This is a genomic window from Actinocrispum sp. NPDC049592, from assembly GCF_040675465.1.
Taxonomy (GTDB): domain Bacteria; phylum Actinomycetota; class Actinomycetes; order Mycobacteriales; family Pseudonocardiaceae; genus Kibdelosporangium.
Map to the genome: position 1 here is coordinate 346,716 of NZ_JBFAPA010000007.1, position 15,169 is coordinate 361,884.

Sequence of the window (15,169 nt, forward strand, 5' to 3'; positions counted from 1 at the left end):
ATCCAACCAGCCGACGTCAGTGCTTACCCAGGATTCCGTCGCGCCGCCGTGTGATCCCCAACGGGTTGGCGTCCTGCAGCTCCGGTGGCAGCAGGGCGTCCGGCCACGTCTGGTAGGCGACCGGAGCGAGCCAACGGTAGATCCCCGGCACACCGATCGACGTGTGGATCGTGTTCGTGGTCGCCGGCCACGGACCGCCGTGCTGCATCGCCCAGGCCAACGCGATCCCGGTCGGCCAGCCGTTGTAGATCAACCGTCCGGCGATCTTGCGGAGTTCCGCGGCCACTCGCCCGGCGAGCTCGTGCTCGGAATCCGAGGCGTGCACAGTGCCGGTCAACGTTCCAGGCAAACGGTGAAGCAGCGCCAGCAAGGTTTCCGGGTCGTCGTACGTCACGACCAGACCGGCCGGACCGAAGTTCTCCTCGGTCAGCTTTTCCAGATTCGCCACGAAAACGTCCAGCGACACCTTGAACAGGCTCGGTGTCCCCGCCCACGCCTCGTCCGGCGCAGTCCCCGTCGCCACGACCTGTACCAGGTCGCTGTTGGCCATGGCCTCCACAGTGGACCGGTACGAGTGGCACATGCGCTCGTTCAGCATCGCCCCGCCGGTCGAGTCGGCGACGGCGGCGGCCAGTGGCTCGACGATCGACTCCGGCGCGAAGACAAGCCCGGGATTGGTGCAGAACTGCCCGACACCCATGGTCACCGACTGGGCGAAGCCCTTCGCGATCTCCTCCGGCCGGTCCGCCGCGGCGGCCGGCAGGATCACGGTCGGGTTGATGCTGCCGAGTTCGCCGTAGAACGGGATCGGGTCCGGCCGCGAGTTCGCGAGGTCGTACAGCGCCCGCCCGCCACCGACGGAACCGGTGAACCCGGCGGCCTTGACGTGTGGGTGCTGAACGAGCCGGACACCGGACTGCGTGCCGTAGATGACGGAGAACAACCCGTCCGGCGCGCCGCCTTCCTTCAACGCGGCGGTGACGACCCGGCCGGTCTCACGCGAAGTGTTCGGGTGCGCCGAGTGCGCCTTCACCACGACCGCGCATCCCGCGGCGAGCGCGGACGCGGTGTCCGAGCCGACCGTGGACAGCGCGAACGGGAAGTTGCTCGCGGAGTACACCGCGATGACGCCCATCGGCCGCAGCACGCGCCGCAGATCCGGCCGCGGCGGGATGATGTCCGGGTTCGGCGAGTCCAGCATCGCCTCGACGTAGCTGCCCTCACGCAGGACTTCAGCGAAAAGCCGAAGCTGGTTCGTGGTGCGCTTGAGCTCGGTGGTCAGCCGCGGAAGGCCGAGCGCGGTCTCGCTGTCGGCGGTGCTGATGAGCAGTTCGGACTCGTCGTCCAGCCGGTCGGCGACCAGGTCCAGAACGGTCGCGCGGTCGGCCGCGGTCCATTCGGACCAGATCTGAAATGCCCCCGCCGCCGCTTCGCAGAGCCGGTCCACCTCGCCGTCCGAGGTCGCCTCGACCGGTTCGCCGAACGGCTCGCCCGTCCTCGGGTTGTAGCCCTGCACACTCACCGACCTGCCTCCTTCGCTTCCTTGATGGCCGTGTCGAAGTCCGGCCCGACCCAGACGCCACCGAGGTAGCTCTGGGCCAGTGAACTGGGATCGGGTTCGCCGTGCGCGGCGATCACCTCGTCCGCGTAGACCTCCGAGTCGTCCTTCGACTCGTACCCGAGCTTGCGGGCCTCATCCAGGGAGAACCACCGCCGGGTGTTGTCCGAGATTCCCCACACGACGCGGAATCCCGGCGCAGGCGTGGTCAGGCACGCCTCGAACAGCCGGGCGCCGTCGTCGGGGGACAGCCACGTTGAGAGCATCCGCGTGTCCTTGGGCCGTTCGAAGCACGAGCCGATCCGCACACAGATGACGTCCATGCCGTACCGGTCGGCGAACAGGCTGCCCAGCGCCTCGACCGCCACCTTGCTCACGCCGTAGTTCGTGTCCGGCCGCGGGAACAGGTAGTCGCCCGCCTCACCCTCGGCCTTCTGGAAGAACCCGACCGCGTGGTTGGAGCTGGCCAGCACCACGCGTTTGATCCCTTGCCGGCGGGCGGCCTCCAGCACGGTGTACGTGCCGTTGATGTTCACCTCGAGGATCTGCGACCAGACCTGTTCCAGGCTGTGCCCGCCCAGGTGGACCACCGCCGAGACGCCCTCACACGCCTGCTCCATGGCGGCCATGTCGGTGATCGACGTCTGGACGATCTCCACCCGTTCCCCGTCGCCTGCCGCCGGCAACTCGGCGATGTCCAGCAGCCTCAGGATCCGATCGTCGGCGGCCAGCCGCGGCCGCATCAGCGTCCCGACTCCCCCCGCCGCTCCGGTGATCAGGATGCGTTCGGTCACTTTCGTGTTCCCCTTCGGTTCGTGCTCGAGCGGGAATGCTCGTCGGGAGCGGCGGCGCGCCCAACGGCGGTGTTTCTGGCGTTCCGGTGCAGGTCGGACGTGGTTTCGGGCTGAACGTGAACTGGGTGTCAGCGGCCGAACTGCCGGAGCAGCTCGGTGATCGTCTTGGCGCCTTCGAGCAGCGCGGTGACGACCTGGTTCTCGTGGTCGGCGTCGAGCCGGCCCAGCGGGACGGAACAACTGATCGCGTCGATCACCGGGTTGCGGTACGGCAGCGCGACGGCGAAACACCCGAGACCGGGCGTGTTCTCCTCGCGTTCGTTCGCGTAGCCGGCGACCCGGAAGCGGGCCAGCTGTTCGTGCAGCGCGGCCCGGTCGACCACGGTGTTCGGGGTCAACGGGACCAGCTTTTCTGGCAAGATGGACTCGACCTCCGCCGCCGGTCGTTCCGCCAGCAACGCCTTGCCGAGGGAGGTGGAGTGCGCCGGCAGCCTCCTGCCCACGCGGGAGACCACCCGGAGGTGGTGTTCGGACTCCCGGCTGGCCAGGTACACGACGTCAGCCCCATCGAGGCGGGCCAGGTGGACCGTCTCGTTCACCTCGCGGCGGACGTGCTCCATCACCCTGATCGCCACCTGGACCACCGGGTCGTGGTCCAAATAGGACGTACCGACGAGCAGGGCCCGCACACCGATGCCGTACGTGCCGCTGGCCGGCTCGACCTCGACCCAGCCGCGGGCCACGAGCGTCTGCAGCAGCATGTACAGGCTCGACTTCGGATAGCTCAGCGTGTGGTGCAGCTCGGTCAGGGTCAGCCTGCGTTCCGAGGACGCCAACGCCTCCAGCAGTTCCACGGTCCGGTCGGCCGATTTCACGGCCGTGGGCCGGGCTTGTTCCACCGCCACGTGCGTCCTCCTTTGGCAACAACCCCGTCACGCGTCCTTGACAGTAGTCCTGCCGATTCTTACAGTCCGGCTGCAGGTTCACAAGTACGACCCAACTTCGCATATGTGAAATGTTGCCACCACCAGTAGCTGGAGTGGTCCCATGCCGGACACCGCAGTCTCGCGCTTATCTCGCAGGTCAATCACGTCCTTGCTGTCCGTCGCCACGCTCGCCGTGGCCACGTTGACCGGATGTGGAACCTCGACGTCCTCCTCCGCGCCACAGGGCGACCCGAACGCCCCGCTCGAGGTCTGGACCCGCAGCACGGAGGCCTCTGCAAAGGTTTACACCAGGATCTTCGCCGAGTTCACCAAGCAGACCGGGATCAAGATCGACTACAAGCCGGTCTTCAACGACTTCGACAAGCAGATCCAGCAGCGCGCGTCCGCGAAGGACCTGCCCGACGCCGTCGTGACCGATACCGGTTCGCTCGGCGTGTTCACCCAGCAAGGCCTGGTCCCCGAGGTGGACCGCAACTCGCTCGCCGGTGCCGGCGACGTCACCGACCGCGCCTGGGGCAACGCCAAGACCGCGGACGGCAAGTACCACGCCATCCCGTGGTCGACCCAGGCCATGGTCACGCTGATCCGCAAGGACTGGCGGGAGAAGCTGGGCAAGCCCGTGCCGACCACCTGGGAGGAACTGGCCGACCTGGCCAAGGCCTTCACCACCCAGGACCCGGACGGCAACGGCAAGGCCGACACCTACGGCATGCTCGCCCCGGCGACGACCGACCGCGGGTACACGCTGTGGTGGGCGACGAGTTACCTGTGGCAGGGCGGCGGCGACGTCCTGACCGACGCCGGAAACGGCAAGTTCAACGTGGCGATCGACTCGCCGGACAGCGTCTCGTCCGTCGAGTGGCTGCGTGGCCTGTTCTGCGACAGCAAGGTGATGAACCCGAACGCGCTCACGCTGAGCACTAACGACGCACACCCGCTGTTCGAGACCGGCAAGGCCGGCATCTACCTGACCGGCCCGTACCTGTTCAGCCGGTTCGACAAGAACCTGGGCAAGGACAAGTACGAAGTCATTCCGTCTCCCAAGGGCCCCAAGGGCGACACCGTCCTGGGTGAGGGCGACGACCTGTACCTGATGGCCGGCTCGCCGAACCCGGCCGGTCAGAAGAAGCTGGCGGAGTTCATGCTGACCGCGAACGTCCAGAAGATGGGCATGACGGTGCAGTCCGGCGAGACCCCCGTGGTCCGCCTGCCGGTGAACAAGACGGTGAACGTCAAGGACGTCCTCAAGGACGACCGCTGGGAGACCACCGCGAAGGTCTACGAGACCAGCGGCCGGCCGTTCCCGGGCGTGCCGAACTTCCAGCCGTTCCGCCAGAAGACCTCGGAGTCGCTGAGCAAGATCCTCACCTGCGGCACCGACACCAAGACCGAGCTGACCCGGCTGGCTGGTGATCTGAAGAAGGAACTCGGAACTCAGGGCATCGCGCAGTGACAGCTGCCCGTGAAGCCACCGCCGTCCCGGGTGTGACACACACCGCCCGGGATGGCGGTGTGTCAACGGCGGGGCGGCGCAAGCCCCGCCGGTGGACGCGTTCCGCGATCCCATGGCTGTTCCTTGCGCCCGCGCTGTTGTTCTTCCTCTACTTCAAGTTCATCCCGATGGCGGAGGGAATCCGGCTGAGCCTGTACAAGGTGCAGCCGTTCCTCGGCGACTTGTTCGTCGGGATGGACAACTACACATCAGTGCTCGACGACTCGGCGTTCCAGGACGCGGCCGTGCACACGGCGGTCCTGGCGGCGGGGACGACGTTCGGCTCGATGATCGTCGGTTTCTGCCTGGCACTGTTGCTCGAGGGCCAGGCGAAGTCGTTGTGGTTCGTGCGGTCCGCGGTGTTCCTGCCCGTGGTGGCCGCGACCGCCGTGATCGGTGAGATCTGGCGCGTCCTGCTGTTCCCGGCGCCCAACGGTTTCGCCAACGAGGTGCTGTCGTGGATCGGCGTGGGTCCCTCGACGTTCCTGGACCACCCGGACACCGCGCTGTGGTCGGTCATGCTCGTCGGGATCTGGAAACACGCGCCCTACGACATGGTCCTGATCCTCGCGGGCCTGGCCGGAATCGACCGCGAGCAGTACGAGGCGGCCGCGATCGACGGTACGAACGTGTTCCAACGGCTGTGGTACGTGACGCTTCCGGCGCTGCGGCCGGTTGTGACGATCCTGCTGACCCTGGCGGCGATCCGTGGTCTTCGTGTTTTCACCGAAGTCTACGTGCTGACCGGCGGAGGCCCGGCCGGTGCGACCTCCGTGTGGATGACCACGGTGTTCTCGCGAGGCTTCGAGAAGAACGACATTGGCGTGGCCGCGGCCGCTTCGGTCATGCTGTTCCTGGTCACATTCGTGCTGACGGTGATAGTGCAGGTGTGGCGCCGGGCGAGGGAGGCGAGATGAGTCGCGCTGCCAAGGTGTCGACCAGGCTGGACACCGCGCTCGGCTGGTCGACCGACCGCAACGCGTGGCTGAGCCGCGGTGTTCGCATCCTGTTGTGCGTGCTGGCGGTCCTATTGTTCACCGGTCCGCTGATCACCGTGTTCTCGGGCGCCTTCGACGTCAACCGCGACCCAACCCAGTTCTCGGTGATCCCGCACCACCCCACGACGATCAACTTCGAGGAGGGCAGCCACAAGAACATCTGGGGCTACTTCGCCAACTCGCTGTTCATCGCCGGCGGGGCGTTGCTGCTGCAGCTGCTCGTGAGCGTGTTCGCCGCGTATGCGATGGCACGCAAGAAGTTCCGTGGTCAGGCGATCATCCTGCTGCTGATCCTGACCACCATGATGCTCCCGGAAGAGGTCATCGCGATCCCGCTGTCGCTGATCGTCGGCGATCTTCCGGTGGTGCACTGGAACCTCCGGGGGACCCTACTGGGAGTGATCCTTCCTTTGGGCGCCTGGGGTTTCTCCATCTTCGTGATGACCGAGTTCATGCGTGAGATCCCGGTGGAGCTGGAGGAGGCGGCCAAGGTGGACGGTGCTGGGGAGCTGCGCATCTTCGCGCGGATCATCCTGCCGCTCTGCCGACCCGCGCTCGCCGTGATCGCGGTGTTCGGGTTCAACATGATCTGGGACCAGTACCTGCTACCCCGGATCGTGGCCAACGACCCGTCCGACTACACGCTGACCGTCGCTCTGGCGGATCTACGGTCGGATTTCGAGGTGGGGCCGGGCATCGTGCTGGCGGGGGCTTTGCTCGCACTGCTGCCCAGCCTGCTCGTGTACCTGTCACTGCAGAAGTCGTTCCTGCGTGGGATAACCACAGGCGCGGTCAAGGGTTGATCGCCGGTCAAGATTGAGGTCAGGTATGCAACTGGATGGAGTGCTGTTCTTCCCGGTGACTCCCTTCGACTCCGTCGGCGCGGTGGCCGAGGATGTGCTCGCCGAGCACATCAAGCACGGCGTGGCCGCCGGGCCGGGCGGGGTCTTCGTGGCGTGCGGTACCGGAGAGTTCAACGCGCTCGACGTCGACGAGTTCGAGCGCGTCGTCAGGGTGAGCGTCGAGGCGACCGCCGGCCGCGTGCCCGTTTTCGCGGGTGCCGGTGGAGCGCTGCCGGTCACCAAGCGGTTCGCCGAGGCCGCCGAACGCGCCGGTGCCGACGGTCTGCTTCTGCTGCCGCCATATCTGGTCTCCTCACCGGGATCCGGCCTGGTGCGGTTCGTCGAGGAGGTGACCGCGGCGACTGACCTGCCGGTGATCGTCTACCAGCGCAACAACGCGGTGCTCACCCCCGACTCGGCGATCCAGATCGCCCAGCTGCCCAAGGTGATCGGCCTAAAGGACGGCCTGGGCGACATCGACCAGATGCAGCGCATCGTGCTGGCGATCCGGTCCAAAGTGGACAAGCCGTTCCAGTTCTTCAACGGTCTCCCGACCGCGGAGCTGACCGTCCCGGCCTACCGCGGCATCGGCGTCGAACTCTACTCCTCGGCGGTGTTCTGCTTCGCCCCGGACATCTCCCTCGGGTTCTACAACGCGGTGCAGGCCAACGACACGGCACTGGTCAACCGGCTGCTCACGGACTTCTACCTGCCGCTGGTCGAACTGCGCGACAAGGTCCCCGGCTACGCGGTCTCGCTGGTCAAGGCGGCCGTCGTCCGATCCGGCCTCGACGTCGGCGGAGTCCGCCCGCCGCTCATCGACCCAACCCCCGAGCACCTGGCCGAGCTGGACCGGATCATCGCGGCCGGCCGTGCCGCCCTGGAGGCCTGATTGTGAAGACTCCTGGACTGAAGATCATTGACATCGTCCTGACCCCCATCGCCTTCCGCGACCCGCCTCTGCTGAACTCGGCCGGGGTCCACGAACCCTGGGCGCTGCGCACGATCGTCGAGGTGCACACCGAGGACGGCATCTCCGGCCTCGGCGAGACCTACGGCGACATCGGCCACCTCGAACGGTTGCGCAGCGTCGCCCCGGCTCTGATCGGCCTGGACGCCTTTGCCACCGGCCCCATGCATCAGCGCGTGGCGGCAGCCCTCGGTGGCCAATCCGGCGACGACAAGCACGGCCTCACGGGAAAGATCTCCGCACCCGGCACCATCGACCGCGTGTACTCCCCATTCGAGGTCGCCTGCCTTGACATTCAAGGAAAGGCCACCGGCCGTCCTGTGGTCGACCTCCTCGGGGGAGCCGTCCGCGACACCGTGCCCTACAGCGCCTACCTCTTCTACAAGTGGGCCGGCCACCCTGGCGCGGAGCCGGACCAGTGGGGCGAGGCGATCGATCCGGACGGCGTCGTCGCACAGGCACGGATGCTGATCAACGAGTACGGCTTCGGTTCGATCAAGCTCAAGGGGGGTGTTTTCCCGCCCAAGCAAGAGATCGAGGCGATCCGCGCACTCCGCGAAGCCTTCCCCGACACCCCGCTGCGCCTCGACCCCAACGCGGCGTGGACGGTCGAAACGTCCCTTGAGGTCGCCGAGGCCCTCGACGGCATCGTGGAGTACCTGGAGGACCCCACCCCCGAGATCGCCGGGATGTCCCAGGTCGCAGCCAAGGCCCCGATGCCGTTGGCCACCAACATGTGCGTGGTCTCCTTCGAGCACCTCGCCCCGTCGGTCGCGGTGAACGCCGTGCAGGTCATCCTCTCCGACCACCACTACTGGGGTGGTCTCCGAAGGTCAGCCAACCTCGCGGCAATCTGCGAGACCTTCGGCATCGGCCTGTCCATGCACTCCAACTCGCACCTGGGCATCAGCCTCGCTGCGATGACGCATCTGGCCGCTGCCACACCGAACCTCACCTACGCCTGTGACACCCACTACCCCTGGAACGCCGCAGACGACGTCGTGGCGCCTGGCGTCTTGTCCTTCGTGGACGGTTCGATCGCGGTCCCGACCGGACCTGGCCTGGGCATCGAACTCGACCGCGACGTCCTGGCCCGGTTGGCTGAGAACTACCGGACTTGCGGCATCGTTCAGCGCGACGACACCGGCTACATGAAGAAGTTCGACCCGACCTACGAGAGGAAGCGTCCGCGGTGGTGAACACGGTCGCCCACGTCTATCCGTGGGATGTCGTCGGAGATCCGGACGCGGCAGCACGCATCGCAGGACTTGGCGTGGACGCAGTCGCCTTGGCGGCCTCGTACCACACAGTCCGTGCCGCCACGCCTTCTCATCCCGGCCACCGGCTGATCGACGCCCGCCATGCGGCGTTCTACCTTCCCGTCCGCGAAGAAACCTGGCAGGGCAAGCGGTTGCGGCCCGCCGAGCCATCATGGGTCGACGAGTCGTCCTACCTGACCGCCCGTGACGCGCTTCGTGACGCCGGACTCCCGGTGTACGCGTGGACTGTCCTCACTCACTCGAGCCGGTTGGGAGATGAACACCCCGACCTTGCAGTGATGAACGCATTCGGCGACCGCTACCCGTATGCCCTCTGCCCGTCCAATGCGGACGTTGTGGAGTACTGCAAGACGCTCGTCGAGGAGATCGTCGAGCTCGGCCAGCCGGACGGTGTCGTGCTGGAGGCGTGCGGGCCGCTCGGTTTCGTGCATGGCGGGCACCACGAGAAGACTGACGGCAGCGACTGGGATGTGGTCCGCCAGAAACTCCTTTCGCTCTGCTTCTGTGCTGGATGTGTTGGACAGTATCCAGATGCGGCCGAGCTTCGCTCCCGCGTTCGGGCCGCGGTCGACGAGTCGGAGCCAGTCGATGTCGAGTCGGTTCTGGGACCGCTGGCCGATGCGGTTTTCGCAGTGCGCACTGGCATCGCGGGTAACCTGCGCAGGCTGCTGGTCGGCCGGATCCGTGAACTGGCGCCCGAAACCAGGGTGATAGTGCACGCGACCTCCGACCCGTGGGGGACCGGTCCCTTCGCCACGGTGGCACCCGAAGTTGGCGCGGACGTGGACGCGCTGGTTGCTATGTGCTGGCCTGGAGCGGAAGCGAGCACGCCGAACATCCGGGCACTGCGGAAGCTCGCGCCGGAAACCAGGATCGCCGGGTATGTGTTGGCGCTGCCTCCCAAGCCGGTGGACGGTGCGGCCATGCTCGCGGAGATGCGTGCTCTCGCTGAGGAGGGCGTGGAGGAGTTCCACCTCTACCACGCGGGTTTGGCCTCCCCGGCCCGGCTCGAGGCGATTCGCCAAGCAGTAGCAGGCTTGCGCCAGGGCTGATGCGGCTCGGAGCGTCCCCCGTCAATCCTGTATTGGCGGGGGAGAGCCTGCTGGTTGCCGGCTCAGTACGGAGGTACATTGCGCTGCTCCGGAATCGTGGCGAAGGCTGGCGAATCAGTGGCAGCCGAACCGGCCAGGTTTGCCGCGGACGCTTCCGCGCTGATGCCAGAACTTACCGCTTTGTGGAACCGGCATAGCCTCCGTTCTGGGTGAACTGTCCCTGGAGCAATGGCACCACCCGGCGAGGGAAGCCTGGAATCCTCGACAGGAGCAGTGCATCCCGTCAGACGACACCGGCCGTTCGATCCGCCGACGTGGTTCGCCAGGGTGGGGGAGGGATACCGGCGTGGGCTTGTCTCCAGGATCAGTCCAGTGGGGTCGGTGATCACCCTGCGCCAGGTCGCGTTCCTTGCAAGCTCCCGGGCGTGGTCCGCGGTGATCGGGCCATATCCGGAGATCTCACCGGGGTGATCGTTCAACCCCATCAACGTCGTCATCGGCACGGTCACGTGGACCTGAACGTCGACCCGCTCGCTGTCCTGCCCCATGATCAGGTCCATCAGCACGTCCGCGCGGCACTCGGCCATCGTCTTGTCGGGAGTCTTCGCCCGCTGCGCGAGCAAGGTGATGCGCTGATGGGCGGCGGCGCACTCCTCGGCTGTGAGCCGAGCGGTCAGCCGGCTGATGCTGTCGTTGCCCGGAGCCGAGGTCACACCACGGTTCAGGCGTGCTTCCGCACGTCGGCGTTCCGCGCCCTCGGGGTCGGCCTTCAGCACCTGGTACCTGACGGCATCGCGGAACTTGGTGGGGTTGGGCCGTCTGCCGCCGGCCAGGACCCGCTGCTCAACCTCCTGGGCATCCTCATTGGACAACACATCGGTCAGGTCGTTCATGGACATGGCGCGCTTGTAGTCGATTTTTCCGTCGGACAGGGCTGTTATCGTTGCCGGTAGCCTTGTGACGAGGCTGCGGGCCTGAAGGATTTTCGCCGCTGCCGTATGTGGCGAGACGCCGAGTTCCATGGCCACCTCGTCCCTGGCACCCTCGGCGAGTTCCGAACCGCGCTGAGTGGGCTGGCGCAACTCGGCGAACCGGGCCAGCGCCTGCGCTTCTCGAGCGTCGTAGTGGGACTTCACCTCCTGGGCATGGGTGATCACCTCCAGACACTGTGTCGCGGTCATCTCGGGTATGGGAATGGCCGCATGGGGATCGGGCCGATGGGGTTTCGCGGTATCGAACATGAGTTCACTTTATCGATGTTCTGCCTGGTTGGGCAGGTGTTTCACCCGTCCGGGTACCTCTGTTTCGCGCACATCAAGGTCGAGAACTTGTTTTGCCGACGGTGCATGCAACCTCAGGGCGGACTGCTCCCGTCTCTGCTACATGAGACGCCTAGCCGCCCTTGGAGCCGGGGTCCTTCTCGCGTTGAGCGCCGTCGCGTGTGGTGCCACCGCCGATCCCGGCTCGGGATCGAACCCACCGGAAATCTCCACCGCTGACCCGAGTTCGGAGCCGCAGACGCCAGGCGAGGCGCCTGCCGGGGCCAAACTCGTGGCGAAAGTCGATGCTTCTCAGCTTCCCGAGGGGTACCCGCGGAAGGTGTGGACCGAGGGTGATGGCTCCAGAATCGGGCTGGTCGCCCAGGAAGGCGGCTGTAGCAAGGCAAGCGTGGAAATCGCCGAGCAGAACGAGCAGCACGTCGTGCTGAACATGGTCGAGACCAGCCCGGCCAAGGAACAGATGTGCACGATGGACATCCGGTACCCCTCGTTCACGGTGACACTCAATGCGCCGCTTGCCGACCGCCCGGTCGCATTGGTCTACCAGAAACGCACCGTCTAAGAGCGCGCCCGGCCGGTCTGCCCCGCCGGTCGGGCTTCCCACTTCGGCGCAACTGCTTTCTACGTTGAGATTCCGCCTCGGCGTCCACACGTTCGGGTGAAGGACGCGCGACAGTTGCCGACGTTCGGTCGGGCCGGTGCCAAGCTGAACCTGTGAGCAGTCGCTTGTGTCTTCCTTCTGTTGTGCACGAGCCTGGTTGGTGTCTGGACATCGGCGGGGAGGCCTTGGTGGGCGCTGGAAGCGTGGTGCTACCGATCAGGTACGAGACAGAAGGGTGTGGGCGATCGCGGTCTGCTCCGGTGGGAGGGCAGGCTCATGGTCGGTAATGACCCACAAGCAGTTCTGCAGGACTCGTCCGAGTGTCCAGCCGGTTGCTCGTTGCCGGTCCAGGCCGAGGATCTCCGTCATCGCGTCGAATCGGCGAAGGATGCCACGGCGAACGTCGCCGGATGCCACGACGTCGTCCCATCGGTTGACGAGTGCGGGCAGGAGTTCGAACGCTGGGTCGCCTGCTAGAGGCTTCGGGTCGATGGCGAGCCATGGTTCACGGTCGCCCGTGAGAATGTTGTCGTAGTGCAGATCCCAGTGCAGCAACCGATCGCCTGCTTCGGGGAGTAGTTCGCGAACAGCTGCCGCACAGGTGTGAAGAAGGCGGCGATCGTCGGGATCAGGCAGCGCTGATGCAACCCGGGGTGTCCGTTCGACCATGGCTTCGGCGATGTCCGCCAGGCGGCGCATGCCTTCTGGGGCTTGTTGAGTGACGAGTCTGGCCATGAGTTCGGAAAGAATCCGGACCGCGGCTATCTCATCTCGCATCGTCGAAAGTGAACGATCGGCGCGCAGCCGTTCCAACAGCATCGTCCCGGTCTCGGGATCGTGTTCAAGAAGAAGGACGGCGCCGTTGCCGTTCCACTGGCGGAGAGCTACAGGCTCGTCGATTGTCTCGGCCGACACCGGCTGCAGCTTCAGGGCAGCGCGCTGACCGTCCGATTTGGTCACCGGCAGAACAAGCGCCACCACCCCGTGCGCTGGCTCTCCGTCCAACCGGAGATGCCAGCGCTCGAGGTAAGTGTTCGCTAACGTGGGTAACGCTTCGAGCCACGCTGTGCTGATCTCAGGTTCGTACTTGCGCAGAGATGCCGACAGCGCTTCAGGTATCCGGATCAGCTGCGTCTACCTACGGAACGAGATCTGCAAGGTGGGCGCCGATGTCTCGGCGAAGAAGTCGTTGCCCTTGTCGTCGACCACGATGAAAGCGGGGAAGTCCTCGACCTCGATCTTCCACACGGCCTCCATGCCGAGCTCTGGGTACTCCAGAACATCGACCTTCCGGATGCAGTCCTGAGCCAGGCGGGCAGCCGGACCACCGATCGAGCCGAGATAGAAGCCGCCGTGTGTCTGGCAGGCGTCCGTGACCTGGCGGGACCTGTTTCCCTTGGCGAGCATGACAAGTGAGCCGCCGGCGGCCTGGAACTGTTCCACATAGGAGTCCATCCGGCCGGCTGTGGTGGGGCCGAACGAACCGGACGCATATCCCTCCGGCGTCTTGGCGGGGCCTGCGTAGTACACCGGGTGGTCGCGGAGGTACTGGGGCATGGGCTCGCCGGCGTCGAGGCGTTCCTTGATTTTTGCGTGCGCGATGTCCCGGGCGACCACGAGCGGGCCGGTCAGTGACAGGCGGGTTTTCACCGGCAACGCGGAAAGTGTCGAACGGATCTCGGCCATCGGGCGGGTCAGGTCGATCCGGACGACCTCTTCGGACAGATCCTCACCCTGCACATCAGGCAGGAAGTGCGCGGGGTCGCGTTCCAGCTGCTCGATGAAGACACCGTCCGCGGTGATCTTGGCTTTGGCCTGGCGGTCGGCTGAGCAAGACACAGCGACACCGACTGGGCAGGAGGCGCCGTGGCGTGGCAGGCGAATGACCCGGACGTCGTGGCAGAAGTACTTTCCACCGAACTGGGCACCGATGCCGAACTGACGGGTCATCTCCAGAACCTGCTGCTCGAGGTCGACATCCCGGAAGCCATGTCCGAGCGCGGATCCCTCCAGCGGCAAGTGGTCCAGGTAGCGGGCCGAGGCGAGCTTGGCGACCTTGAGGTTGTGTTCGGCAGACAGGCCACCGACGACGATCGCGAGGTGATAGGGCGGGCAGGCAGCGGTGCCGAGGCTGCGCAGCTTCTCGTCGAGGAACTTGGCCAGGCGGCTGGGGTTCAGGACCGCTTTGGTCTCCTGGTACAGGAAGGTCTTGTTGGCGCTGCCGCCGCCCTTGGCCATGAAAAGGAAGTCGTAGCGAGGGTCTGTGCCCGGCGCGTTGTAGAGTTCGATCTGCGCGGGCAGGTTTGTACCCGTGTTGCGTTCGTCCCAGAACGTCACGGGCGCCATCTGCGAGTAGCGCAGGTTGAGCTGCTGGTACGCCTCGAAGATGCCGAGTGACAGGGCTTCCTCGTCCGTGCCGCCGGTCAGCACGCCCTCGGTGCGCTTGCCGATCACAATGGCGGTTCCGGTGTCCTGGCACATCGGCAATACGCCACCGGCCGAGATGCACGCGTTGCGCAGGAGGTCCATCGCGACGAACCGGTCGTTCGCGGAAGCCTCCGGGTCGTCGACGATCGCTCGCAACTGGGCCAGGTGCGACGGCCGGAGCAGGTGCTGGATGTCCTTGATCGCCTCCCGGGCGAGCAGGGTCAGCACTGCCGGGTCGACTTCGAGGAACCGGCGGCCGGCTGCCTCGATCACGCGCGTGCCGTCCGGAGTGACCAACCGGTACTCGGTCTGGTTGTCCGGGGCGAGGGGGAGCACGTCGGTGTGCTGGAAAGCGGTGGTGGTCACGCGGGCTCCTTTGCGCGCGGTCGGGAACATCCGTGACGTTACCGAACACGCTGGGAACCGTCAGATGCGGCGCCGCGTTGAGTGGGTCACAGGAGCGATTCAGGGCGCCGCTGTCTGCAGACCTCACTGGCGTCCTGTGAGCGCGAAGGGGCGTCGAACAGTGGTTCGTACGGACGTCGCGGGCTGTGGTTGCGCGGTTGAAGACCTGGGTGCATAAGCAGTCTGAAGATGGGCTGGTCTGGTGTTGCCGCAGGGCATTGTTTGTCGCTTGCGCCGACCAAAGAACCTGATGGCTCAGGTCGAATTCGTGATGAACGTGAAGGCCGCTAGCGGGAGATGTGCGTCGGACGAAAGACCGCGCCAAGCGAGTTCAGTCGCAATGCGAACAACGTTCTCGAGGCTCACACGCGGGTGTGTGAGCCGACGCGTAGCTGGGAAGACATCCGCATGCGTGGACTAAGGCTCTCATGCGGGGTTCGGCAAACCTGTGCAAGACAGGCGGTTGACCGCGATGACGAGTAGGGGCGCCGTGGGTGCGCCGCCGTGCGCCTGGGTTTCCCGT

The 15,169-nt window shown here is 66.1% G+C and carries 13 protein-coding genes; 7 read left to right on the forward strand and 6 right to left on the reverse strand.

Features of this window, described 5'->3' with window-relative positions; all coding sequences use genetic code 11:
- Nucleotides 1-16: 16 nt before the first annotated feature.
- From AB0J95_RS20545 to AB0J95_RS20555, 3 genes are all read right to left on the reverse strand, one after another.
- Complete coding sequence (locus AB0J95_RS20545) at nucleotides 17-1,522, reverse strand: aldehyde dehydrogenase (NADP(+)) (RefSeq protein WP_364759714.1); 1,506 nt, start codon at nucleotides 1,520-1,522, stop codon at nucleotides 17-19.
- The gene (locus tag AB0J95_RS20550; RefSeq protein WP_364759717.1) at nucleotides 1,519-2,352 is read right to left on the reverse strand and encodes an NAD(P)-dependent oxidoreductase; all 834 of its coding nucleotides are present in this window, start codon (nucleotides 2,350-2,352) and stop codon (nucleotides 1,519-1,521) included. Before AB0J95_RS20550 ends, AB0J95_RS20545 begins: the two co-directional genes overlap by 4 nt.
- Nucleotides 2,353-2,480: 128 nt before the next feature.
- Entirely contained in the window at nucleotides 2,481-3,257 is a 777-nt protein-coding gene (locus AB0J95_RS20555) for an IclR family transcriptional regulator (protein WP_364759720.1), read from the reverse strand.
- 190 nt (nucleotides 3,258-3,447) lie between these two features.
- Here AB0J95_RS20555 and AB0J95_RS20560 point away from each other — a divergent pair, with 190 nt between their 5' ends.
- The 6 genes from AB0J95_RS20560 to AB0J95_RS20585 are packed head-to-tail and all read left to right on the forward strand — an operon-like array spanning nucleotide 3,448 to nucleotide 9,933.
- Nucleotides 3,448-4,752 (forward strand): sugar ABC transporter substrate-binding protein, encoded by a 1,305-nt coding sequence (locus AB0J95_RS20560; protein WP_364759722.1) that lies wholly within the window; start codon nucleotides 3,448-3,450, stop codon nucleotides 4,750-4,752.
- A 59-nt stretch (nucleotides 4,753-4,811) separates the two neighbouring features.
- Nucleotides 4,812-5,708 carry a sugar ABC transporter permease gene (locus tag AB0J95_RS20565; protein WP_364759724.1) on the forward strand — a complete coding sequence of 299 codons (897 nt, stop codon included), beginning with the start codon at nucleotides 4,812-4,814 and terminating at the stop codon, nucleotides 5,706-5,708.
- The gene (locus AB0J95_RS20570; RefSeq protein ID WP_364759727.1) at nucleotides 5,705-6,592 is read left to right on the forward strand and encodes a carbohydrate ABC transporter permease; all 888 of its coding nucleotides are present in this window, start codon (nucleotides 5,705-5,707) and stop codon (nucleotides 6,590-6,592) included. Before AB0J95_RS20565 ends, AB0J95_RS20570 begins: the two co-directional genes overlap by 4 nt.
- Before the next feature lie 25 nt (nucleotides 6,593-6,617).
- Entirely contained in the window at nucleotides 6,618-7,523 is a 906-nt protein-coding gene (locus AB0J95_RS20575) for a 5-dehydro-4-deoxyglucarate dehydratase (RefSeq protein WP_364759730.1), read from the forward strand.
- Between the two features lie 17 nt (nucleotides 7,524-7,540).
- On the forward strand, nucleotides 7,541-8,800 hold the full coding sequence (locus AB0J95_RS20580; protein WP_364759997.1) for a glucarate dehydratase family protein: 1,260 nt from the start codon (nucleotides 7,541-7,543) through the stop codon (nucleotides 8,798-8,800).
- Nucleotides 8,797-9,933 (forward strand): hypothetical protein, encoded by a 1,137-nt coding sequence (locus AB0J95_RS20585; RefSeq protein WP_364759733.1) that lies wholly within the window; start codon nucleotides 8,797-8,799, stop codon nucleotides 9,931-9,933. The genes AB0J95_RS20580 and AB0J95_RS20585 overlap by 4 nt, the downstream gene beginning before the upstream one ends.
- Before the next feature lie 62 nt (nucleotides 9,934-9,995).
- Here the strand turns inward: AB0J95_RS20585 and AB0J95_RS20590 are convergent, their stop codons facing one another.
- Nucleotides 9,996-11,174 carry a DUF222 domain-containing protein gene (locus AB0J95_RS20590; protein ID WP_364759736.1) on the reverse strand — a complete coding sequence of 393 codons (1,179 nt, stop codon included), beginning with the start codon at nucleotides 11,172-11,174 and terminating at the stop codon, nucleotides 9,996-9,998.
- A 358-nt stretch (nucleotides 11,175-11,532) separates the two neighbouring features.
- Between AB0J95_RS20590 and AB0J95_RS20595 the strand changes: the two genes are divergently transcribed.
- A complete protein-coding gene (locus tag AB0J95_RS20595) occupies nucleotides 11,533-11,775 on the forward strand; it encodes a hypothetical protein (RefSeq protein WP_364759738.1) in 243 nt (80 codons plus the stop codon).
- A 255-nt stretch (nucleotides 11,776-12,030) separates the two neighbouring features.
- On the opposite strand, the gene AB0J95_RS20600 is transcribed toward AB0J95_RS20595, so the two are convergent.
- A complete protein-coding gene (locus AB0J95_RS20600; RefSeq protein ID WP_364760000.1) occupies nucleotides 12,031-12,942 on the reverse strand; it encodes an aminoglycoside phosphotransferase family protein in 912 nt (303 codons plus the stop codon).
- A 6-nt stretch (nucleotides 12,943-12,948) separates the two neighbouring features.
- Complete coding sequence (locus AB0J95_RS20605) at nucleotides 12,949-14,637, reverse strand: fumarate hydratase (RefSeq protein ID WP_364759741.1); 1,689 nt, start codon at nucleotides 14,635-14,637, stop codon at nucleotides 12,949-12,951.
- Between the last annotated feature and the right edge of the window lie 532 nt (nucleotides 14,638-15,169).

What these genes read in the sequence shown, in the direction of transcription:
- AB0J95_RS20590 (WP_364759736.1), bottom strand. Translation starts at nt 11,174, where the DNA reads ATGTTCGATACCGCGAAACCCCATCGGCCCGATCCCCATGCGGCCATT.
- AB0J95_RS20575 (WP_364759730.1), top strand. Translation starts at nt 6,618, where the DNA reads ATGCAACTGGATGGAGTGCTGTTCTTCCCGGTGACTCCCTTCGACTCC.
- AB0J95_RS20605 (WP_364759741.1), bottom strand. Translation starts at nt 14,637, where the DNA reads ATGTTCCCGACCGCGCGCAAAGGAGCCCGCGTGACCACCACCGCTTTC.
- AB0J95_RS20570 (WP_364759727.1), top strand. Translation starts at nt 5,705, where the DNA reads ATGAGTCGCGCTGCCAAGGTGTCGACCAGGCTGGACACCGCGCTCGGC.